We start from the raw sequence: 21,482 nt of genomic DNA, 5'->3' as shown, positions 1-21,482 counted from the left end.
TGCCCCATGTGTGGACGTTATGCCTTGTTTCGCTGGAACCCCGCCTTCGCGGCCCTGCCTGGCTTCCCTGCCGATCAGCAGGCCCAGTGGAACATTTCTCCCAACGATTCGGTGTTGATGCTGCGAGCCGGTGCTGACGGCCCACGCGAGTTGGCCCGCGCCCGTTGGGGCTTAACGCCGCCATGGCTGACCGATTTGTCGCGCACCCCGGCGCATGCCCGCGCTGAAACCGTTGCCGAGCAGCCGATGTTTCGTCAGGCATTGCGCGAGCGGCGCTGCCTGCTGCCGGCCAATGGTTTTTACGAATGGCGCGGCACTGCGCGCAAACGCCCTTACTGGCTGACGCCGGGGGAGGGTTCGACGTTGTTTTTTGCCGCCATCTGGGAAGCCTATCCAGTACAGGAGCAGGTGTGGCTGAGCACGGCGGTGATTACCCAGCCGGCATCAAATCAACGGCGCCCGCTGATTCTTGATGAGGTAGGGCAGCAAGCGTGGCTTGATCCGCAAACACCGCTACATACCTTGCAGGCGTTGCTGTTTGGTGAACCCGCTGCGTTGCGCGAGCGGGTGTTGGCGAATCTGGTGAATGATCCGAAGCTCAATGGGCCGGAGTGTCTGACTCCGGGTTAATTCGTGTCTGTGAAACCTGAAAATTTTTCCCTGAGGCGAGGGGAGCTTTTCCTCAAATGAAAGTCTGTATATCAGTTGTATCTGGCGCCGATATCATTCCGCGCCTAGGATACCCGGCAGGTTTCCACGGAGTTTTTTGATGAACAAGCGATTGGTTTTGTGTGCACTGAGCGCAAGTCTGCTGCTCGCCGGCTGTCAGTCGGTCAACACCACCAGCGGCGGCGCCGTTGGCGTTGAACGCAAACAGTACATGTTCAGCATGTTGTCCACTGACGAGGTCAATCAGATGTACGCTCAGTCTTATCAGAAGACTGTGGGCGAGGCGACCAGCAAGGGCGTGTTGGACAAGACCAGCACTGAAGCCAAGCGCGTACAGGCCATCTCCAATCGACTGATTGCCCAGGCGCCGATTTTCCGTCCTGACTCTGCTCAGTGGAAATGGGAAGTTAATCTGATCAAGAGTGACGAGCTCAACGCCAACTGCGGCCCTGGCGGCAAGATCATTTTCTATACCGGCCTGATCGACAGCCTGAAACTGACGGATGATGAGATCGCGGCCATTCTCGGCCACGAAATCGCCCACGCCCTGCGCGAGCACGGTCGCGAAGCGATGTCCAAAGCTTACGGGATTGAAATGGCCAAGCAGGGCGCCGGTGCCTTGTTCGGTCTGGGTCAGAGCAGCATGGCGCTGGCCGACACCGTGGCCAACTACGGCATGACCTTGCCGAACAGCCGCTCCAACGAGAACGAAGCCGATCTGATCGGACTGGAACTGGCCGCGCGCGCCGGCTACAACCCGAACGCCGCCATCACTCTGTGGAACAAAATGGCCAAGGCCTCGGAAGGTTCGCCGCCTGAGTTCATGAGCACTCACCCGGCATCGAGCAGTCGTATTGCCTCGCTGCAGGCAGCGATTCCGAAAGTGATGCCGTTGTACGAGAAGGCGCCGAAGTCCTGATGTTCATAGGGCGAGGCTGCTGACGCTTTCGCGAGCCGGCTCGCTCCCACAGTTTTTGTGCCGTACCCATCTTGAGACCGGTCGAGAAACTGTGAGAGCGAGCCTGCTCGCGAATAACGATGACGCGGCTTACCGGCCTAGCGCTTCAAACCCAACCACTGCTCTGCATTGCTTTGTACACCGCGACGATCGCCAGAATCAGGAATGCCGAGGCGGCCAGTCGACGGATCAGCGTCAATGGCAATTTTTCTGCCGCAAAATTACCCGCCAGTACCACCGGCACGTTGGCAATCAACATGCCGACCGTCGTGCCGATAATCACCAGCCAGAGATCCGGATATTGCGCGGCGAGCATCACTGTCGCGATCTGTGTCTTGTCGCCAATTTCAGCAAAAAAGAACGCAATGAGCGTGGTCAGAAACGGCCCGAACTTGCGCGCGGTGCTGGCTTCGTCGTCATCCATCTTGTCTGGCACCAGGGTCCATAGCGCGGTCGCGGCGAAGCTGATCGCCAGAATCCAGTGCAGCATCACGCTCGAGAAAAACCCACCGACCCAGGCGCCTACTGCACCGGCAGCCGCATGGTTGGCCAGGGTCGCGGCGACGATGCCGGCGATGATAGGCCAAGGCTTGCGAAAGCGGGCAGCGAGAATGAGCGCGAGCAGTTGCGTCTTGTCGCCGATTTCGGCCAAGGCAACGACAGCGGTGGGAACGAGTAGAGAATCCAGCATCAGGGTTTTCCTAAGGGGCGGGTCGACACGGCTATGACACGTACGACCTCCCCGCCCCGGGTAAGGTGTTCGTGTCATAGGTCTTGTCAAACCCTGCGAACCGTCTGATGCGGACGCTGGGGTCGCATACGCCATGGTCTGTTGACCAAGTATGTTGACGTATGCCGGACGAGCATGGCGCTCGTGGGAGACTACTCCCCTAGGACGGAGCGGATTCTGCCTAGGCGAATCCTGTTAGGCAAGCACTTATTTTTCAGCCGCGTTTGGCACGGTAGATCCGAAATCCCTGACCTTCGGCCTTGATTGCGCAGATGCCCAAGTGCTCTTCAATCAGCGGTTGATACTTTAGGAAACTGTTCGCAACCAAGCGAAGTTCGCCGCCGTTTTTCAGATGTTTAGCTGCTTTTCGCAGCAAGTTCTCGGTAGCGAAATAATCGGTATGCACGCCGACATGGAACGGCGGGTTGCTCAAAATCGCACTTAAACCCATCGGCGCAGCGTCGATTCCGTCACCGGTAATCACGTCTGCTTCCAAGCCATTGGCGGCCAGTGTCAGGCGGCTGCTGGCGGCGGCGAAAGCATCCACGTCGAGCAACGTCACCTGGTTATGCGGGTAGCGCCGTTTAACCGCTGCGCCCAAAACCCCTGCGCCACAACCGAAGTCCAGTAGATGGCCACTGGGTAATTTGTCCAGATGTTCAAGCAACAGCGCGCTGCCACGGTCGAGGCGACCATGGCTGAACACGCCTGGCAGACTGATGACGGTCAGCGGGCCTTCCGCCAGCGGCAACTCGTAGGTCTGGGCCAGGCTTTCCAGGGATTTCGCCTGCGGTGCATCGGCCACGGTCACTTGCCAAAGCTGGCAATGGCGCGCGCTGTCGAGCTTGCGCGGCTTGCCGAACTGACTCAGTTGCTTGGCTGCGCCTTCGATGCCGCTGCGCTTTTCGCCGACCAGGAACAGCTCACGACCGGCCAGCCGCGAGGCAAGGGCGTTAAGGATGTAGTCGGTGAGGTCCTTGGATTTAGGCAGAAAGACCACGGCGCTGTCGAACTCGCGCTCGGGTGCGGTCACGCCGAAATGGCTGCGCTCGACGAATCGGGCGTCCAGCGCCGCTTGATCGCCGGCATGCCAGCACCAGCCATGCGCGTCGGGCAGGCGCCCGAGCAAATCGTCGGCGGGCAAACCGGCGAGTAACACCGAACCCTGGAATAAACCGGCCTGACGAAGCAGTACTTCACTGCGCGGATCCATACTTTGCTCCCTGAAAAAAGTGCCGCAGTCTATCAACTGACGACCCGCAGCGCTGTACCGCTGAAAAAGCCCTGAGCATTTTCGGTCAACTGGCCAACGATTCGCTGCCGCGCTTCACGACTGCCCCAGGCGTTGTGCGGGGTGACGATCAAGCGAGGGATGTCGGCGGCCAGCAACGGATTGCCGGCGGTGGGCGGTTCGACGCTGAGCACGTCCGTCGCTGCGCCGCCGAGGTGCCCGTTGCGCAATGCATCGGCCAGCGCCTGTTCGTCGATCAGGCCGCCGCGCGCAGTGTTGACCACGAACGCGCCGGGTTTCATCGATGCCAGTTCACGGGCGCCGATGAAGTGACGGGTGTGGTCGTTGAGCGGGCAATGCAGGGTCAGTGCATCGATCTGGGGCAGCAGCTCGTCCAGTGACAAGCGATCCGGGCGGACAGGGCGGCCGGGAATTTGCCCCAGCAGCACGCGCATGCCGAAGGCTTCGGCCAGTCGCGCCACTGCACCGCCGAGCTCTCCGTGACCGAGCAGGCCGAGGGTTTTGCCTTGCAGTTCAACGATCGGGTAGTCCAGCAGACAAAATTGTTTCGCCAGCTGCCAGCGACCCTCGCCGACGGCTTTTTGATAGTCGCCCAGACGCGTCGCCAGATTCAGCAGCAACATGATCGTGTGCTGCGCCACCGATGGCGTGCCGTAACCCTGACAGTTGCAAACTGTAATGCCGTGCGCACGAGCGGCGGCCAGATCAACGTTGTTGGTGCCGGTTGCGCTGATCAGAATCAGCTTCAGATCGGGGCTGGCGGCGATGGCGGCGGCATCGATCACGATTTTGTTGGTGATAGCCACAGTGGCGCCCTTGAGGCGTTCGGTGACTTGCTCCGGCGCGGTCTGCGCGAACAGCTGCAGATCATCGAAGCAGGCGCGCAATGGACCGAGGTCCAGATCGCCGAGGTCCAGCGAAGGGTGGTCGAGGAAAACGGCGCGGCGAGTGTTCGTCATCAACTGTACCTTTTGTGCGATGAACTGAAGGCGTAATCTGCTGAGCCTATCAGATGAAACAATGTGGTGAGGGTGCTCGCCCCCGTTGGGTCGCGCGGCGGCCCCTTTACCGGGCAACCAGGTTTGGCGGGTGTATCGAGTGGACAGGTTGGCGACTGCTGCGCAGCCGGACGGGGGCAAGCCCCCTCGCCACAGAAATTGATTTCGTTTCAGAATTATTTACCAGACCAAGCTGCCCCGAGGAGCCACCCATGTACTGGACAGAATTCCTTACTGTCGCGCTTATCCACCTTCTGGCCGTAGCCAGCCCGGGTCCGGACTTTGCTGTGGTGGTGCGCGAAAGCGTGACCCATGGTCGGCGCGCCGGCACATGGACGGCGGTGGGTGTCGGCACGGCGATTTTCCTGCATGTCGGCTATTCACTGCTTGGCATCGGCCTGATCGTTTCGCAATCGATCGTGCTGTTCAATGCCTTGAAATGGGCCGCTGCCGCTTACTTGTTGTACATCGGCTTCAAGGCGCTGCGGGCGAAACCGGCCCAACCGCTGTCTGAAGATCTGCACAAGGAAGCCGGTGAGCGCACAGCTCGCGGTGCGTTCACGTCCGGTTTTGTAACAAACGGCCTGAACCCTAAAGCGACCTTGTTTTTCCTGTCGCTGTTCACCGTGGTCATCAACCCGCACACGCCACTATCGGTACAAGCCGGTTACGGAGTTTATCTGGCGGTCGCCACTGCGGTGTGGTTCTGCCTTGTGGCGATGCTGTTCAGCCAGCAACGCGTGCGCGCCGGTTTCGCGCGCATGGGCCACTGGTTCGACCGGACAATGGGCGCCGTACTGATTGCACTGGGTGTGAAAATCGCATTTACCGAAATGCATTGAGGCGACGGAATACGACCGCGATGCCGGTGTCGCGGCCAATCCATTACCCGGGCTGATTCGCCTGGCGCTGGCGGACGTACTCCAGAAACCCGTCCATGTCACTGCTGCACAGAATGCGCGACGCTGTCTTGACCTCTTCCATGGGCCAGTTCCACCAGGCGGACGCCAACAGTTCCTGGCGCACGTCTTCTTCGAAGCGCCAGCGAATATGGCGGCTGGGGTTGCCGCCGACAATTGAATAGGGTTCGACATCGCGGGTCACTACGGCCCCGGCGGCGACTACCGCGCCGTGGCCGATGGTGACACCGGACAGGATCATCACGTCGGCGCAGATCCAGCAATCGCTGCCGATCACCACATCGCCCTTGGTCGGGCTGCAGCCGGGTATGTCACGGGCCTCGTCAATCATCAACGGGAACGGGTAGGTGCTGACCCAGTCGGTGCGATGCCCGCCACCGAGCAGAATTCGAACGCCGTCGGCAATCGAGGTGTAGGAGCCGACCTTGAGGATCGTATCGTCGCCGAACTCCATGACCTCGGGAATGCCATAGGTCCCCACGCCGATCTCATAACGAGGGTAACGCAGGCGGATTTTTTCCGGAGCACGCTGCAGTTTTTCCAGGCGCTTGAGATGCTTTCGGACTTTTCGTTCTTTGAGTTTTTCGAGAAATTTCATGGCAGGGCCTGGAGAAACGGGAAGGGCACGTTCAGCGATGCAGCATCAGGCGTTTCATACGACGGAAACTGGTTCGGTTCAATTGGCGCCAGGGAATGGAGCGCAACAGCTTCCAGGCCTCTTTCTTGTCTTCGACTACCGCGTACTTGAGAGCCTTGTTCAGCAGTTGGGTGCGTGCGCTCTGGTACCCGGGATGATCGACGTAGGGTGCGATGGCCGCAAGGTCCGCCTGTAGCAACACCTTGTAATTCCTGGACAGATTGTTGGCATGCCGGCGATAGCGCGTCACGCACACTGGCAACTCATGCACTTCGTACCCCTGCCGGGCGATGCGCAGGGTCATTTGAAAGTCCTGGACCCGCAAGGTTGGTGCATAGAAGCCGGCACTGCGCATTGCACTCATGCGGTACAACGCCACCGGTGCGCCAATCACCACGGCGCCGCTGAGAATCTGATCGAAATCATAGGTGCGGATCTCATCGCGCTGCTGCTGCTTGATGGCGTTGCCATCGCAGTCCATGTAGATGATCAGTGCACCTACACAGCCGACCTTCGGCTGCTGTTCCAGGTAATTTACCCTGAGGTGCAGCGAATCGGGCAGCATGATGTCGTCCAGGTCCGGCGTCGAAACGTAGTCGCCTTTGGCGTAACGCAAGCCGTGGTTGAGTGCTGCACTTACGCCTTGATTGGCTTGCGAGTACAGCTGGAAATCATGGGTTTGCTGCAGCTGTCTGAGCATCGCGACGCTGTTATCACTGGAGCCATCATCGACGATGATAACCTCAAAATTCGGGTAATTCTGAGCGAAGATGCTGTCGATCGCTTCTTCCAGGTATTTTTCCGCGTTGTAACAAGGCGCCACGATGGAAACCAGGGGTACTTGTTTGCTGGAGCGATCCAGAGGGGCGGTTACTTCTGTATTCATCGTTGTCATTGTGTCGATAAAGATGCATAGGCTCGCACGAAACCTGTGTTCGCTTCCATTGCAAGTTGCCCGCTATGGGCAATAAGCCTGCCGTCGAACGCCCTAAATAGTGGCGCAAAGCTAGTATTTGAACCTGCGGTGAAATCATTCCTTCGGCTGATTTGGTCGCAGATCAAGGGCACTAGAGTGCTTGCTTTCAGCCACGACCGTGCAGTCAGAATAGGGATTCTTATGTTGCAGACTCGCGTTATCCCCCCAGCCGAAGGCGCTTACCAGTATCCGCTGCTGATAAAGCGCCTGCTGATGTCCGGCGCGCGTTACGAGAAAACCCGCGAGATCGTCTATCGCGACCAGTTGCGTTATAGCTATCCGACCCTGATCGAGAGGGTGGCACGGCTGGCCAATGTGCTTACGGCTGCCGGCGTAAAGGCTGGAGACACCGTGGCGGTGATGGACTGGGACAGCCATCGTTATCTGGAATGCATGTTCGCCATCCCGATGATCGGCGCCGTGATCCACACCATCAACGTGCGCCTCTCGCCGGAGCAGATTCTCTACACCATGAACCACGCTGAGGACCGCTTCGTGCTGGTCAACAGCGAGTTCGTGGGCTTGTACAACGCGATTGCCGGGCATCTGACCACGGTCGACAAAACCCTGCTGCTAACTGATCTGCCGGACAAAACCGCCGACCTGCCGAACCTCGTCGGCGAGTACGAACAGTTGCTGGCCGCCGCGAGTTCGCAGTACGACTTTCAGGATTTCGACGAAAACTCCGTTGCGACCACGTTCTATACCACCGGCACCACCGGCAACCCCAAGGGCGTCTACTTCACCCATCGGCAGCTGGTTCTGCACACCATGGGCGTGTCGACCATCATGGGCTCGGTCGACAGCGTTCGGCTGCTCGGAACCAACGACGTCTACATGCCGATCACGCCGATGTTCCACGTGCACGCGTGGGGCCTGCCGTATGTAGCGACCATGCTCGGGCTCAAGCAGGTTTATCCCGGACGTTACGATCCGGAATATCTCGTGGAGTTGTGGCGCAAGGAAAAGGTCACTTTTTCGCACTGTGTACCCACCATTCTGCAGATGGTCCTCAACGCGAAGGCTGCGCAGAGCGCCGATTTCGGTGGCTGGAAAATTGTTATCGGCGGCAGCGCGCTGAATCGCGCCTTGTATGACGCGGCCAAGGCCAAGGGCATTCAGTTGACCGCTGCGTACGGTATGTCGGAAACCGGGCCGCTGGTGTCTTGCGCGCACCTGAACGATGAGCTCATGGCGGGCACCGAAGACGAACGCACAACCTATCGAATCAAGGCCGGCGTGCCCGGGCCGTTGGTCGAGGCGGCGATTGTCGACGCAAACGGCAATTTCCTGCCGGCCGATGGCGAGACGCAGGGCGAGCTGGTACTGCGAGCACCGTGGCTCACCGAGGGATATTTCAATGAGCCGAAAAAGGGCGCAGAACTCTGGGCCGGGGGCTGGCTGCACACCGGGGATGTGGCGACTCTGGACACCATGGGCGTGATCGACATTCGCGACCGTATCAAGGACGTGATCAAAACCGGTGGCGAATGGATCTCCTCGCTGGACCTCGAAGACCTGATCAGCCGGCACCCGGCGGTACGCGAAGTAGCAGTGGTGGGTATCGCCGATCCGCAGTGGGGCGAGCGACCGTTTGCCCTGCTGGTGATCCGCGAGGGCCATGAAGTCGGGGCCAAGGAACTCAAGGAACACCTCAAGCCGTTTGTCGAACTGGGGCACCTGAGCAAGTGGGCGATCCCGAGCCAGATTGCCCTTGTTACGGAAATTCCCAAGACCAGTGTCGGCAAGCTCGACAAGAAGCGCATTCGCATCGACATCACCGAATGGCAAGCCAACAACAGCACCTTTCTCTCGACCCTTTAAGCCTTTGCGGCGTGCCTGAAATGGCACGCCAGGCCCACCAAGCAAGCGCTCGGCTTGTCAAATCCGTAATTTGAGCCATCCTTGCCCTGCCGACACGTGTCGGCCTGGCGAAAGGACTGTTCCAGAGTGGCCGGCAGCTGCAAATCACACTTTAGAGGGATCAAGCAATACAACCTGCTGGCTATAGTCCGCTCAAGGATTTTTAAGAACGTGGCACACGCACAAAACGGGGCGATGCAACTTTGGAGTGACTTGGGGACGCCATGGCGCCCGGTCAGCCTCAGCGTTTTTAAAAGTACTCACTGCCATAACAATAATGCACATGGAGTAGCGTCGATGACATCAGTAAACCAGTTCTGGCGCCGGGCGAAGCTGCCCCTGGCTGTCAGTCTCGCCTCTACGCTCGCCGGGCCTGCATTCGGCGTCAGTTTCAACGTCGGTGAAATCGAAGGTCAGTTCGATTCATCCCTGTCGGTCGGGGCGAGCTGGTCTACCCAGAGTCCCAACAAGAATCTAATCGGCGTTAACAACGGTGGGCGCGGGCTGTCGCAGACTTCCGATGACGGCCACATGAACTTCAAGAGCGGTGAAACCTTCTCGAAGATCTTCAAGGGCCTGCATGACCTGGAACTGAAGTACGGCGACACCGGCGTCTTTGTGCGTGGCAAGTACTGGTATGACTTCGAACTCAAGGACGAAAGCCGCCCATTCAAGGACATCAGCGACAGCAACCGCAAGGAAGGCGCCAAGTCGTCCGGCGTTCAGCTGCTCGACGCCTTCGTTTACCACAACTACTCCGTTGCCGATCAGCCGGGCTCCGTGCGTCTGGGCAAACAGGTCGTGAGCTGGGGTGAAAGCACCTTCATCGGCAGCGGTATCAACTCGATCAACCCGATCGACGTTTCCGCGTTCCGCCGTCCGGGCGCCGAGGTCAAGGAAGGCCTGATCCCGGTCAACATGTTCTACGTCTCGCAGAGCCTCACCGATACCCTTTCGGCAGAAGCGTTCTATCAGCTCGAATGGGACCAGACCGTCGTTGATAACTGCGGCACCTTCTTCTCTCAGCCGGACATCATTGCCGACGGTTGCGACAATAACCTGCGCGTGCTGAACAGGCGTTCGACCATTCCGGGCGCAGCACTGCCGACGCTGACTGCACTGGACGTCGACGTTGACAGCGAAGGTGTGCTGGTGCGCCGTGGCCCGGATCGCGATGCGCGCGACAGCGGTCAGTGGGGCGCGTCGCTCAAATACATGTTCGAGCCGCTGGACACCGAGTTCGGCGCATATTTCATGAACTATCACAGCCGCGCGCCGATCTTCAGCGCCACCGGTGCTCCGGCCTCGGTTTACGCCCGTGCGGCAGCATTGCCACCGGCATTACGAGCACTGGCGCCGTTGGTTGTCGCGGGTAACTCGAATTACTTCGTCGAGTATCCGGAGGACATCCGCCTGTACGGTTTGAGCTTCTCTACTACCTTGCCTACCGGTACGGCGTGGAGCGGTGAAGTCAGCTACCGTCCGAACGCACCGGTGCAGCTCAACTCCACCGATATCCTGTTCGCCGGTGTACGCCCCCTGGGCGGCGCATTGACCAACGCTTCGCTGCTCAATGGTGTGCCTGGTCAGGACCTGCACGGTTATCGCCGCAAAGAAGTGACCCAGTTCCAGACCACCCTGACGCACTTCTTCGATCAGGTCATGGGCGCCAGCCGTATGACCCTGGTGGGTGAAGTGGGCGTGACGCACGTCGGCGGTCTGGAAAGCACTTCCGACGTCCGTTACGGACGCGATCCGGTGTACGGCCCAGGTGAATTGCCTGCCACTGGCGGTGCCGACACCTGCCTTGCGCTCAACTCCAGCACTATCGCCGGTGCCGGTCCTGGCGCTGCGACCAACAATCGCACCCGCAACTGCGACAATGAAGGCTTTACCACGTCGACATCGTGGGGTTACCGCGGTCGTGCCATCTGGGATTACAACGACGTGTTCGCGGGTGTGAACCTGCGGCCGAACGTGGCCTGGTCTCATGACGTGAGCGGTTATTCGCCTGGCCCTGGCGGCAACTTCGAAGAAGGTCGCAAGGCTGTCAGCCTGGGCGTCGATGCCGAATACCAGAACACCTACACTGCGAGCCTGGCGTACACCAACTTCTTCGACGGCAAGTACACCACCGTTGATGATCGCGATTTCGTAGCGCTCAGCTTTGGCGTGAACTTCTAAGCATTGATGATCAGGACGAACACACCTATGAAAACAACAAAGAGTCTGTTCCAAGCCGGTGTTCTGGGGCTTTCGCTGCTGGCTACCAGCGTGATGGCTGCGGTCCCGGCCGCCGAGGCGGACAAACTGGGCAAGAGCCTGACCCCGATGGGCGCCGAAATGGCCGGCAATGCCGACGGTTCGATCCCGGCCTGGAAACCGCTGCCAAAAAACGCCGGTTCCGTTGACGGCAAGGGTTTCCTGTCTGACCCGTACGCCAGCGAAAAACCACTGTTCACCATCACCGCGCAAAACGTTGACCAGTACAAGGACAAGCTCGCCCCGGGTCAGTACGCGATGTTCAAGCGCTACCCGGAAACTTTCAAGATGCCGGTCTTCCCGTCGCATCGTGGCGCTACCGTGCCGGATGCCGTGTTCGCCTCCATCAAGAAAAACGCGACCAGCACCAACCTGGTATCGGGCGGCAACGGTCTGGAAAACTTCGAAACCGCCGTGCCGTTCCCGATCCCGAAGACCGGTACGGAAGTGATCTGGAACCACATCACTCGCTATCGCGGCGGCAGCGTGACCCGCCTGGTAACTCAGGCGACGCCACAGCCGAACGGCTCGTTCAGCCTGGTGTACTTCCAGGACCAGTTCGTGTTCCGCGACAAGATGAAGGATTACGATCCAGCAAACCCGGGCAACATTCTGTTTTACTTCAAGCAGAAAGTGACCGCGCCGGCTCGTCTGGCAGGTGGCGTGCTGCTGGTTCACGAAACGCTTGATCAGGTCAAGGAACCGCGCTCGGCGTGGGTCTACAACGCCGGTCAGCGTCGCGTGCGCCGTGCACCGCAAGTGTCCTATGACGGGCCGGGTACCGCTGCCGATGGCTTGCGCACCTCCGACAACCTGGACATGTACAACGGGGCGCCGGATCGCTACGACTGGAAGCTCGAAGGCAAGAAAGAAATGTACATCGCCTCCGACAGTTACAAGCTCGATTCGCCGCAGCTCAAGTACGCAGACATCATCAAGGCCGGTCACATCAACCAGGATCTGACTCGTTACGAATTGCGCCGGGTCTGGCACGTGGTCGCTACCTTGAAGGAAGGCCAGCGTCACATCTACGCCAAACGTGACTTCTACATCGACGAGGACACCTGGCAAGCCGCAGTGATCGATCACTACGACGGTCGTAATCAGCTGTGGCGTGTGGCGGAAGCTCACTCGCAGAACTACTACAACGTTCAAGTGCCTTGGTACACCCTGGAGACCTTGTACGACTTGCAGTCGGGCCGTTACCTGGCGTTGGGGATGAAGAACGAAGAGAAATCAGCCTATGACTTCGGCTTCACCGCAACTACCGGCGACTTCACCCCGGCGGCACTGCGCCAGGAAGGTGTTCGCTAAACGGCGTGGATAGAAGCTTACCTGCGCAAAACGCCCCGACTGGTTCGGGGCGTTTTTTTTTGCGGTTTATAAAGCAGTCTCAGTGCCCGGATGTGTGAATGATCTTTGGGAGTAGAGCTTGCTCGCGAAAGCGGCATAACGGACACCCGATGCCTTTGGGTTGGGCCGGACGCAGGCTGCGCCAGCTGCTACACGGTTTTGTGTTGCTGCGCAGATGTGGCGCAACGCCTGCGAGCCAGGTCGGCTATCAGGCCGCCTCGGCGGCTGTGGCGGTGAGCGCCACCTCGGGAGGCTGAGCGCAGGTTCTGCGCAGTGGGCAACCCGGCATGGATGCCGGGTTAGCCGCGAGGGCGAAACCAGTAGCCGCCGTTACCCCACCAACGGATATGTACCCAACCCCAACCCCAACGCTCCACCACCCCAGCCTTTTTGTAGCCATTTGTAGCATTAACCTTCATTACCTCCGCGTTTACCGCTAGTCTGCGGACATCTGCAACGCCGCCAACAGCAATTCAAACAAGAGCCGGCCATGACTGATCTGTCCCCACTCCCGGGCCACGCAAGCGCTGCCGTCGCCACAGTCGACGGTCGCTTCTTTCGGCCCCCGCTGCCTGATGGCCACGTGCTGCGGCCGCGTCTGTGCGAGCGCTTGAGTGCGGGGCTCGCTGGCAGACTGTTGCTGGTCAGCGCCCCGGCCGGATTCGGCAAGAGCTCGTTGGCGGTGGAGTTCTGCCAGAGCCTTCCAGTGCATTGGCAAAGCCTCTGGCTCGGTTTGAGCCCACGAGATAACGATCCGGGCCGGTTCCTCGAACGGCTGCTCGAAGGCCTTCAGGATTTTTACCCCTCATTGGGCCGGCAATCCCTGGGCCTGCTGAAAATGCGTCAGCGGCACCAGCCGTTCGCTTTCGAAGAATGGCTCGACGGGCTGCTCGATGAGTTGGCGGAGCATTTGATACCCACCGCCCCCTTGCTTCTGGTACTGGATGATTACCATCTTGCCCAAGGGCCGGTGCTCGATCGTTGCCTGCAGTTTTTTCTCAATCACTTGCCCGATGGTTTGCTGGTGATGGTCACCAGTCGTCAGCGTCCGGACTGGCATCTGGCGCGCCTGCGGCTATCGCGGCAACTGCTTGAACTGCACGAGCAGGACCTTCGCCTGACCCATGATGAAGCCGTGACCCTGCTTGATCGCCACAGCACTTCCTTGCGCGGCGAAGCGCTGGAAAACCTGATTCAACGCAGCGAAGGCTGGGTGGCCGGCCTGCGGTTCTGGTTGCTGGCCGCTTCCGAAGCAGGTACCGAAGGTGCGCTGCCGCAATCGTTGCACGGTGGCGAGGGGCTGATCCGCGATTACCTGCTTGAGGAGGTGATCGATTGCCTACCCGCCGAAGTCCAGTCGTTCCTTTACGACACGGCGCCTCAGGAGCGTTTCTGCAGCGAGCTGTGCGACGCCGTCCGCGAAGCGCATGACAGCGCCGAGATCCTGCGTTATCTGCTCGCCCACCAGGTGTTTCTGGTGCCGCTCGACGAACAGGGCCATTGGTACCGCTACCACCATCTGTTTTCCGATCTGCTGCGCACGCGTCCCGCGACTCAATCAATCGTCCCGCCGGCCAGCCTGCATCTGCGCGCCTGTCGCTGGTTTAACGCGCAAGGGCTGCTCGATGATGCGGTGGAGCAGGCATTACGCGCCGGTCACCTCGACGTCGCCGCCAATCTGGTGCAGAACCTTTCGGAAGAACAACTGCTCGCCGAACAGAATGTCGGCATGTTGCTGCGCTGGAAAATGGACTTGCCAGACAGCCTCCTGATAAGCACCCCGCGCTTGATCGTGCTCTACAGCTGGGCGCTGGGGCTGGCCTGTCAGCTGGACGCCGCCGAGGAACTGGCCAGTCACTTGAGTCGATTCCTGCCGGCGCCGTCGGCCACGGCGCAGAAATCCATGCTGGCGCAGTGGCTGGCCCTGAGCGGAATCATCGCTCGCGGTCGCGGCAACCGTGAGCTGACGCTGCTGTATTGCGGCGAAGCGCTGGAAAGCCTGCCCTCCAAACGGTATGGCCAGCGCCTGATGTGCCTGTCGACCTTGTCGAACCTGGCGATTGCCGACGGCGATCTATGGCAAGCACGGGGCTTGAACCGCGAATCTCTAGAGCTGGCGCAGCGTGTCGGTAACCCGTTGTTTGAAGCGCTGGCCCATTACGATCGCGCACGGGTGCTGCAGGCACGCGGTGAAATTTTGCGATCGCTGGATGAAGTGCGCCAAGGGCTGCAGCGCCTGCAAGGGCTGTCGCCGCAAAGGCTTTACGCGGTACGCGCGCGCCTGACGTTATACGAAGGTTTTCTGCTAACCCTGCGGCTGCAGCCGCAAGCAGCGCGCGCGCGTTTGCAGGCCGGTCTGGCGGAAGCTCGCGCCTGTCGCGACATCAGCGTACTGATCGGTCATTGCGTAATCGCCCGGCTCGAAGGCAATTGCGGTGAATTTGCCAAGGCGTTTGCCGAACTCGCAGAAGCCGAACGGCTGATGCACATCTGGGACGTCCCGCCGATTTACTACCTGGCGATGATCACTCTGGTCAAATGCGAGCTCTGGCTGGCCCAGGGCCGCACTGATCTCGCGCAAGCCTGGCTCGCCCGGCTGGGGCAGACCTACAATGGCGAGCAACCGGCAGCGCCGCCGGAATTCCACCCGCAACTGCCGCTGCACATCGAGCTGCAGCAAGCATTGCTCGAAGTCATTCAGGACCAGCCGATGCTCGCCGAAGGGCGCTTGAATGCGTTGATCGAACACGGTCTGCAAAGCGGCAGGCTGATGCTCAGCGTCATGGCCCTGACCCAGAAAACCGAACTGCTCCTCGCTCATGATCGCGAACCGGAAGCACGGCAGGCATTCGCGCAATCACTGGAGGCTGCCAGCGGCGGCGTTCTGCAGGCATTTGACGATCTGTTGAAAAAACATCCGGACTGGCTGCGCGAGCAACTGCGGCACGCCGCTAAAACTCCAGTGTGGCAAAGTCTCTTCGAGCGCCTGCCTGCGGCGGCAGTCCATATCGCTGCCGAACCCAACCACACGCGCGAACAACTCAGCTCCCGTGAATTGGCTGTGCTGAAATTGATCGCGCAAGGCTGCTCGAACCAGGAAATCAGCGATCAGTTGTTCATCTCGCTGCACACGGTAAAAACCCATGCCAGTCATATCAACAGCAAACTTGGGGTTGAACGGCGCACACAAGCGGTGGCGCGGGCCAAGACGTTGGGGGTGTTAGGCTGAGCCATTTGCGTGTTTCAGGTGGCGGCCAGTACGCTGATACAAATGTGCGAAAATCGCCCATCCCTGTTTTTTGAGTGCGAAGCGATGTCCCAGTTACCGACCCTCATCCGCGAAACCTTCCCCGTCGGCCCGTTGCAGTGCAACTGCACGATCATCGGCGATCCGATCAGCAAAAAGGCGATCGTGGTCGACCCGGGTGGCAATCATGAACTGATACTGGCGCGGCTCGACGCGTTGGGCCTGAAGGTCGTCAGCATCATTCACACCCACGCACACCTCGATCACTTCCTGGCGTCCGGTCAGTTGAAAGAGAAAACCGGCGCGACCCTGCATCTGCACAAGGAAGACCAATTCCTCTGGGACAATCTGGAGATGCAATGCCAGATGTTCGGCGTGCCCTATACGCCAGTGCCTTCGCCGGATCGCTGGCTCAGCGATGATGAAGAGCTGGCCTGCGGTTGCGGCGTTGCGCTGCACACGCCGGGGCATACGCCGGGCTCGATGAGTTTCTGGTTCGCCGATGCCAAACTGCTGATTGCCGGCGATACGTTGTTCCGTCGCGGAGTGGGGCGCACGGATTTGTGGGGTGGCGATCAGGCTACCCTCGTGCGTTCGATCAAACAGCGGCTGTACACCCTCGACGAAGACGCGACCGTGGTGACCGGCCACGGTGCGGATACGCGACTGGGGGATGAAATGCGTGACAACCCTTTTGTGCGCGCCTGAGGGTGGCCAGGGAATTTTCGTCGTCGGACATGATCCAAAATCCGCAAAGGCTGATGCCTTGAGCCGTTGCACCACCGAATGCAAAAGTAGGAGCACTTAATGTTCACCAAGCAGCGTTTGATTATTGTCGCATCGGCTGTGGCCTTGCTGTCCGGCTGCGCATCGCCCAACCCTTATGACAATCAGGGCCAAGCTGATAACGGTTCCACCGGCATGAGCAAGACCGCCAAATACGGTGGCCTCGGTGCGCTGGCCGGTGCCTTGGCCGGTGCTGCCATCGATCACAACAGCCGTGGCAAAGGGGCGTTGATCGGTGCCGCTGTGGTCGGTGCTTCTGCCGCCGGTTATGGTTACTACGCCGACCAGCAAGAGAAAAAATTGCGCGCCAGCATGGCCAATACCGGTGTCGAAGTTCAACGTGAAGGCGATCAGATCAAGCTGATCATGCCGGGTAACATCACCTTCGCCACCGACTCGGCAAACATTGCTTCAAGCTTCTACCAGCCACTGAATAACCTCGCCGGCTCGTTGAAAGAATTCAGCCAGAACCAGATCGAAATCGTCGGTTACACCGACAGCACCGGCAGCCGCCAGCACAACATGGATCTGTCTCAACGCCGCGCGCAGAGCGTAGCGACTTACCTGACTTCACAAGGGGTCAGCGGAGCCAACCTGAGCGCCCGCGGTGCGGGTCCGGATAATCCGGTTGCGAGCAACGGCGACGTCAACGGTCGCGCACAGAACCGCCGGGTCGAAGTGAATCTGAAAGCGATTCCGGGCCAGCAGTACGGTGGTCAGCTGCAAGGCAACGTTCAGCAATACCCGTAACAGCCTGAGACAACCCTGCGGGGTGAGGCCCGGTCAGCGCCCCTGATCCCGCAGATACAAAAAAGCCCCCGGACGATCACTCATCCGGGGGCTTTTTCATGGCACGCGAAACCTGATTACTTCTTCAGGCCGTAATGCTCGTCCAGCATGCCAGGCGCGTTCGGGGATTTCGGTGCGTAATCGCGCGGCGGCTCCTGACTGCGCGGTGGCGTCAGGCGCTCGCGTGGAGCCTGTGCTGCGTCAGCATGCAGGGCGGCCAGCAAACGTTGACGGGTCTGCTCGTCCAGCGCGAGACGGTTGGCGCCGTCGGCGAGGTGTTCCTGCACTTCCTGGTAGCTTGCGGTCATTTTCTTGACCAGGGTTGCAGTGGTATTGAAGTGGGTGACCACTTCGTTTTGATAACTGTCGAAACGTTCCTGAATATCGTCCAGCTGACGTTGCGTGCGGTTAGGCGCAGCATTCGGCGCCAGGCGAGCGATCAGGAATCCAATGGCGACACCCACAACCAGGGCAAGAGTCGGCAACAACCAAACTAAGAGCGAGTGTTCCACGAGTCCTTCCTCTATAAACGGCTTTGCTTTACGTTAACGGCTCGAACCTGCGCTGTATACCGCGATTCACTCGCAATTCACCAGCACAGACAATTTGCTAGACGAGTCGACCCGATTCGAGGTCACGGAGTTCCTTCCTTGCTTATGCGCGAAACCCCCGTAGTGATTGATGGCCCGGTGGGTCAACTGGAAGCCCTGTATCTGGATAATGAACAGCCGCGCGGCATCGCGCTGATCTGCCATCCGAACCCGGTGCAGGGCGGCACCATGCTCAACAAAGTCGTCTCGACCCTGCAACGCACCGCGCGCGATGCCGGCTTGATCACCTTGCGTTTCAATTACCGTGGCGTCGGCGCCAGTGAGGGCACGCATGACATGGGCACCGGCGAAGTCGACGACGCGCAGGCCGCCGCTGAATGGCTGCGGGCGAAACATCCTGAACTGCCGCTGACCCTGTTCGGTTTTTCCTTCGGCGGTTTTGTTGCAGCAAGTCTCGGCGGACGTCTTGAAGCCAAAGGCGAGCAACTCGCGCATTTGTTCATGGTCGCCCCGGCGGTCATGCGTCTGAGCGATCAGGATCAACTGCCGCAGCACGGCGCGCTGACATTGATCCAGCCGGAATCCGACGAAGTCATCGATCCGGCGCTCGTTTACGAATGGTCCGACACGCTGGAACGCCCCCATGAGCTGCTGAAAGTGGCAGAATGCGGACACTTTTTTCATGGCAAGCTGACCGATCTCAAAGATTTGATCCTGCCGCGCCTTTCGAATTGATTGCAGTCTGACAAGCGATTACCCATGACGACTCGTACCCGCATCCTCACCGGCATCACCACCACCGGCACGCCGCACCTGGGCAACTACGCCGGCGCCATCCGCCCGGCAATCCTCGCCAGTCGCGACAGCAATGCCGACTCGTTTTACTTCCTGGCCGACTACCACGCCCTGATCAAATGCGATGATCCGCTGCGCATTCAGCGCTCGCGTCTGGAAATCGCCGCGACCTGGCTGGCCGGTGGCCTCGATGTCGAGCGTGTGACCTTCTATCGCCAGTCCGACATCCCGGAAATTCCCGAGTTGACCTGGCTGCTCACCTGCGTTGCCGCCAAGGGCCTGCTCAACCGTGCCCACGCCTACAAAGCCTCGGTCGACAAGAACGTCGAAAACGGCGAAGACCCGGACGCGGGCGTTACCATGGGCCTGTACAGCTATCCGGTGCTGATGGCCGCGGACATTCTGATGTTCAATGCGCACAAAGTGCCGGTCGGCCGCGACCAGATCCAGCACGTGGAAATGGCCCGTGACATCGGTCAGCGCTTCAACCACCTGTTTGGCCAGGGCAAGGAATTTTTCACCATGCCTGAGGCGCTGATCGAAGAAAGCGTCGCCACGCTGCCAGGTCTCGACGGTCGCAAGATGTCGAAAAGCTACGACAACACCATTCCGTTGTTCAGCAGCGCCAAGGAAATGAAAGACGCGATCTCGCGGATCGTCACCGACTCCCGTGCGCCGGGCGAAGCGAAAGATCCGGACAATTCGCACCTGTTCACCTTGTTCCAGGCCTTCGCCACGCCGGCGCAGTCCGACGAGTTCCGCAGCGAACTGTTGCAGGGCCTGGGTTGGGGTGAAGCGAAAAACCGCCTGTTCCAGCTGCTCGACAGCGAGCTGGGCGAGCCCCGCGAACGTTATCACCAGTTGATCGAACGCCCGGCGGACCTGGAAGACATGCTGCAGATCGGCGCGAAAAAGGCCCGGGCTGTGGCGACGCCGTTCCTCAACGAACTGCGTGAAGCGGTCGGCCTGCGCTCTTTCGTTGCGCAGACCCAAGTCGCTGCTACAACTAAAAAGAAAGCCGTTAAAGGCCCGCGTTTTGTCAGTTTCCGTGAAGAAGACAGCAGTTTCCGTTTTCGTCTGCTGGCGGCCGATGGCGAGCAATTGCTGCTGTCGCGCAACTTCCCGGACGGCAAGACTGCCGGGCAAGTGACCAAGCAATTGCAAGTGGGCCAACCGTTGGATGTGCGCAGCGAAGACCGCAGCTTTAGTGTCTGGCTGGAAAGTGAATGCGTGGCGGACAGCCCGACGTTTGCCGACAACGCCGCTCGGGACGCTGCCATCGAGACGTTGCGCATCGCTCTGACGCCGGTTCAGGAATAATCAGCGGCACGGTCCGACCAAGGGCCGATTGCCATTCTTACGGGCCGTCGCTACAGTGACGGCCCGTTTTTGTTGCCTTGCTAACGAATTATGACGCCCCTAGAACGATATCAAGCAGATCTGAAACGCCCGGACTTCTTCCATGACGCCGCGCAGGAAACTGCCGTGCGCCATTTGCAGCGCCTGTACGACGATCTGGTCGCGGCCTCGCAACACAAGCCGGGGCTGCTCGGCAAACTGTTCGGCAAAAAAGACCAGGTACCGGTCAGAGGCCTGTATTTCTGGGGCGGCGTGGGTCGCGGCAAGACTTACCTGGTCGACACCTTCTTTGAAGCGCTGCCGTTCAAGGAAAAGACCCGCACGCACTTTCATCGTTTCATGAAGCGCGTGCACGAAGAAATGAAGACCCTGGGCGGCGAAAAAAACCCGCTGACCATCATCGCCAAGCGTTTCTCCGACGAGTCGCGAGTGATCTGTTTCGATGAATTCTTCGTCTCCGACATCACCGACGCCATGATCCTCGGCACCTTGATGGAAGAGTTGTTCAAAAACGGCGTGACCCTGGTCGCCACCTCGAACATCGTGCCTGACGGTCTGTACAAGGACGGCCTGCAACGCGCGCGCTTCCTGCCGGCCATCGCGCTGATCAAGCAGCACACCGAAATCGTCAACGTCGACAGCGGCGTCGATTACCGCCTGCGTCACCTTGAGCAAGCGGAGTTGTTTCACTTTCCGCTCGACGAAGCGTCCCACGAAAGCCTGCGCAAGAGCTTCCGCGCGCTGACCCCGGAATGCACGGCGGCAGTCGAAAACGACGTGCTGATGATCGAAAACCGCGCCATCCGCGCCTTGCGCACCTGTGATGACGTGGCTTGGTTCGAATTCCGCGAGCTCTGCGACGGCCCGCGCAGCCAGAACGATTACATCGAACTGGGCAAGATCTTCCACGCGGTATTGCTCAGCGGCGTTGAGCAGATGAGCGTCACCACCGACGACATCGCCCGGCGCTTCATCAACATGGTCGACGAATTCTACGACCGTAACGTCAAGCTGATCATTTCGGCTGAAGTCGAACTGAAAGACCTTTATACCGGCGGGCGTCTGAACTTCGAATTCCAGCGCACGCTGAGTCGTCTGCTGGAAATGCAGTCGCACGAGTTTCTGTCCCGGGCGCATAAGCCGTAGGACATTTCGGAAAATAAAAAAGGCCTGCATTTGCAGGCCTTTTTGATGCAGGGCATCGCTAACCTGTGGCGAGGGAGCTCGCTCCCGCTGGGCTGAGAAGCGGCCCTCAACCATTCACCTCGCTATGTCAGTCACACCCCCGGTTAGCCGGACTACGACCGCTGCGCAGTCGAGCGGGAGCGAGCTCCCTC

At 59.6% G+C, this 21,482-nt stretch carries 18 protein-coding genes and 1 riboswitch; of the genes, 12 read left to right on the top strand and 6 right to left on the bottom strand.

From position 1 onward, the window contains the following. The first annotated feature begins 6 nt into the window (after positions 1 to 6). Both DU29_RS0116550 and DU29_RS0116545 read left to right on the top strand, forming a co-directional pair. Positions 7 to 630, top strand: a complete 624-nt coding sequence (locus tag DU29_RS0116550) for an SOS response-associated peptidase (RefSeq protein WP_028622673.1) — start codon at positions 7 to 9, stop codon at positions 628 to 630. Between the two features lie 139 nt (positions 631 to 769). Beyond that, positions 770 to 1,588, top strand: coding sequence for a M48 family metallopeptidase (locus DU29_RS0116545; protein ID WP_028622672.1), 819 nt, complete (start codon positions 770 to 772; stop codon positions 1,586 to 1,588). Between the two features lie 145 nt (positions 1,589 to 1,733). On the opposite strand, the gene DU29_RS0116540 is transcribed toward DU29_RS0116545, so the two are convergent. The 3 genes from DU29_RS0116540 to DU29_RS0116530 form a co-directional block, all read right to left on the bottom strand. Beyond that, entirely contained in the window at positions 1,734 to 2,318 is a 585-nt protein-coding gene (locus tag DU29_RS0116540; protein ID WP_028622671.1) for a TMEM165/GDT1 family protein, read from the bottom strand. 88 nt (positions 2,319 to 2,406) lie between these two features. After that, positions 2,407 to 2,531, bottom strand: a riboswitch (yybP-ykoY riboswitch). A gap of 40 nt (positions 2,532 to 2,571) precedes the next feature. Beyond that, on the bottom strand, positions 2,572 to 3,570 hold the full coding sequence (locus DU29_RS0116535; RefSeq protein WP_028622670.1) for a class I SAM-dependent methyltransferase: 999 nt from the start codon (positions 3,568 to 3,570) through the stop codon (positions 2,572 to 2,574). 32 nt (positions 3,571 to 3,602) lie between these two features. Then, a complete protein-coding gene (locus tag DU29_RS0116530) occupies positions 3,603 to 4,568 on the bottom strand; it encodes a 2-hydroxyacid dehydrogenase (protein WP_028622669.1) in 966 nt (321 codons plus the stop codon). Between the two features lie 251 nt (positions 4,569 to 4,819). Between DU29_RS0116530 and DU29_RS0116525 the strand changes: the two genes are divergently transcribed. Beyond that, a complete protein-coding gene (locus tag DU29_RS0116525) occupies positions 4,820 to 5,449 on the top strand; it encodes a LysE family translocator (protein ID WP_028622668.1) in 630 nt (209 codons plus the stop codon). A gap of 43 nt (positions 5,450 to 5,492) precedes the next feature. Here DU29_RS0116525 and DU29_RS0116520 read toward each other — a convergent pair whose 3' ends face one another. Continuing rightward, complete coding sequence (locus DU29_RS0116520; protein ID WP_028622667.1) at positions 5,493 to 6,125, bottom strand: CatB-related O-acetyltransferase; 633 nt, start codon at positions 6,123 to 6,125, stop codon at positions 5,493 to 5,495. Positions 6,126 to 6,156: 31 nt separating this feature from the next. Continuing rightward, the gene (locus DU29_RS0116515) at positions 6,157 to 7,050 is read right to left on the bottom strand and encodes a glycosyltransferase family 2 protein (protein ID WP_028622666.1); all 894 of its coding nucleotides are present in this window, start codon (positions 7,048 to 7,050) and stop codon (positions 6,157 to 6,159) included. A gap of 231 nt (positions 7,051 to 7,281) precedes the next feature. Here DU29_RS0116515 and DU29_RS0116510 point away from each other — a divergent pair, with 231 nt between their 5' ends. The 6 genes from DU29_RS0116510 to DU29_RS0116485 all read left to right on the top strand — a co-directional run bounded on the left by DU29_RS0116510 (position 7,282) and on the right by DU29_RS0116485 (position 17,401). Beyond that, positions 7,282 to 8,964: a fatty acid--CoA ligase gene (locus DU29_RS0116510; protein WP_028622665.1), complete on the top strand. Its 1,683-nt coding sequence runs from the start codon at positions 7,282 to 7,284 to the stop codon at positions 8,962 to 8,964. A gap of 336 nt (positions 8,965 to 9,300) precedes the next feature. Beyond that, on the top strand, positions 9,301 to 11,187 hold the full coding sequence (locus DU29_RS0116505) for a DUF1302 domain-containing protein (protein WP_028622664.1): 1,887 nt from the start codon (positions 9,301 to 9,303) through the stop codon (positions 11,185 to 11,187). Between the two features lie 27 nt (positions 11,188 to 11,214). Continuing rightward, positions 11,215 to 12,579: a DUF1329 domain-containing protein gene (locus DU29_RS0116500; protein WP_028622663.1), complete on the top strand. Its 1,365-nt coding sequence runs from the start codon at positions 11,215 to 11,217 to the stop codon at positions 12,577 to 12,579. Positions 12,580 to 13,108: 529 nt separating this feature from the next. Further along, entirely contained in the window at positions 13,109 to 15,847 is a 2,739-nt protein-coding gene (locus tag DU29_RS0116495; protein ID WP_028622662.1) for a LuxR C-terminal-related transcriptional regulator, read from the top strand. Between the two features lie 84 nt (positions 15,848 to 15,931). Continuing rightward, positions 15,932 to 16,573 (top strand): MBL fold metallo-hydrolase, encoded by a 642-nt coding sequence (locus tag DU29_RS0116490; RefSeq protein ID WP_028622661.1) that lies wholly within the window; start codon positions 15,932 to 15,934, stop codon positions 16,571 to 16,573. 99 nt (positions 16,574 to 16,672) lie between these two features. Next, a complete protein-coding gene (locus DU29_RS0116485) occupies positions 16,673 to 17,401 on the top strand; it encodes an OmpA family protein (protein WP_028622660.1) in 729 nt (242 codons plus the stop codon). A 116-nt stretch (positions 17,402 to 17,517) separates the two neighbouring features. On the opposite strand, the gene DU29_RS0116480 is transcribed toward DU29_RS0116485, so the two are convergent. Beyond that, on the bottom strand, positions 17,518 to 17,952 hold the full coding sequence (locus DU29_RS0116480) for a YhcB family protein (protein WP_028622659.1): 435 nt from the start codon (positions 17,950 to 17,952) through the stop codon (positions 17,518 to 17,520). Between the two features lie 144 nt (positions 17,953 to 18,096). On the opposite strand from DU29_RS0116480, the gene DU29_RS0116475 reads away from it, so the two are divergent. The 3 genes from DU29_RS0116475 (at position 18,097) to zapE (ending at position 21,291) form a co-directional block, all read left to right on the top strand. Then, entirely contained in the window at positions 18,097 to 18,726 is a 630-nt protein-coding gene (locus tag DU29_RS0116475; protein ID WP_028622658.1) for an alpha/beta hydrolase, read from the top strand. Between the two features lie 24 nt (positions 18,727 to 18,750). Further along, on the top strand, positions 18,751 to 20,106 hold the full coding sequence (locus DU29_RS0116470; RefSeq protein ID WP_028622657.1) for a tryptophan--tRNA ligase: 1,356 nt from the start codon (positions 18,751 to 18,753) through the stop codon (positions 20,104 to 20,106). Positions 20,107 to 20,196: 90 nt separating this feature from the next. After that, entirely contained in the window at positions 20,197 to 21,291 is a 1,095-nt protein-coding gene (gene zapE / locus DU29_RS0116465) for a cell division protein ZapE (RefSeq protein ID WP_028622656.1), read from the top strand. Positions 21,292 to 21,482 lie beyond the last annotated feature (191 nt).

Source organism: Pseudomonas sp. Ant30-3 (genome assembly GCF_000690905.1).
Lineage (GTDB): Bacteria > Pseudomonadota > Gammaproteobacteria > Pseudomonadales > Pseudomonadaceae > Aquipseudomonas.
This window is presented reverse-complemented; position numbering and strand designations above follow the sequence as displayed.

Excerpts from the sequence above, each read along its gene's own strand:
- DU29_RS0116540 (WP_028622671.1), bottom strand. The coding sequence starts at position 2,318 with ATGCTGGATTCTCTACTCGTTCCCACCGCTGTCGTTGCCTTGGCCGAA.
- DU29_RS0116495 (WP_028622662.1), top strand. The coding sequence starts at position 13,109 with ATGACTGATCTGTCCCCACTCCCGGGCCACGCAAGCGCTGCCGTCGCC.
- DU29_RS0116530 (WP_028622669.1), bottom strand. The coding sequence starts at position 4,568 with ATGACGAACACTCGCCGCGCCGTTTTCCTCGACCACCCTTCGCTGGAC.
- zapE (WP_028622656.1), top strand. The coding sequence starts at position 20,197 with ATGACGCCCCTAGAACGATATCAAGCAGATCTGAAACGCCCGGACTTC.
- DU29_RS0116470 (WP_028622657.1), top strand. The coding sequence starts at position 18,751 with ATGACGACTCGTACCCGCATCCTCACCGGCATCACCACCACCGGCACG.
- DU29_RS0116545 (WP_028622672.1), top strand. The coding sequence starts at position 770 with ATGAACAAGCGATTGGTTTTGTGTGCACTGAGCGCAAGTCTGCTGCTC.
- DU29_RS0116520 (WP_028622667.1), bottom strand. The coding sequence starts at position 6,125 with ATGAAATTTCTCGAAAAACTCAAAGAACGAAAAGTCCGAAAGCATCTC.
- DU29_RS0116535 (WP_028622670.1), bottom strand. The coding sequence starts at position 3,570 with ATGGATCCGCGCAGTGAAGTACTGCTTCGTCAGGCCGGTTTATTCCAG.
- DU29_RS0116485 (WP_028622660.1), top strand. The coding sequence starts at position 16,673 with ATGTTCACCAAGCAGCGTTTGATTATTGTCGCATCGGCTGTGGCCTTG.
- DU29_RS0116515 (WP_028622666.1), bottom strand. The coding sequence starts at position 7,050 with ATGAATACAGAAGTAACCGCCCCTCTGGATCGCTCCAGCAAACAAGTA.
- DU29_RS0116490 (WP_028622661.1), top strand. The coding sequence starts at position 15,932 with ATGTCCCAGTTACCGACCCTCATCCGCGAAACCTTCCCCGTCGGCCCG.
- DU29_RS0116475 (WP_028622658.1), top strand. The coding sequence starts at position 18,097 with ATGCGCGAAACCCCCGTAGTGATTGATGGCCCGGTGGGTCAACTGGAA.
- DU29_RS0116550 (WP_028622673.1), top strand. The coding sequence starts at position 7 with ATGTGTGGACGTTATGCCTTGTTTCGCTGGAACCCCGCCTTCGCGGCC.
- DU29_RS0116505 (WP_028622664.1), top strand. The coding sequence starts at position 9,301 with ATGACATCAGTAAACCAGTTCTGGCGCCGGGCGAAGCTGCCCCTGGCT.
- DU29_RS0116525 (WP_028622668.1), top strand. The coding sequence starts at position 4,820 with ATGTACTGGACAGAATTCCTTACTGTCGCGCTTATCCACCTTCTGGCC.
- DU29_RS0116510 (WP_028622665.1), top strand. The coding sequence starts at position 7,282 with ATGTTGCAGACTCGCGTTATCCCCCCAGCCGAAGGCGCTTACCAGTAT.
- DU29_RS0116500 (WP_028622663.1), top strand. The coding sequence starts at position 11,215 with ATGAAAACAACAAAGAGTCTGTTCCAAGCCGGTGTTCTGGGGCTTTCG.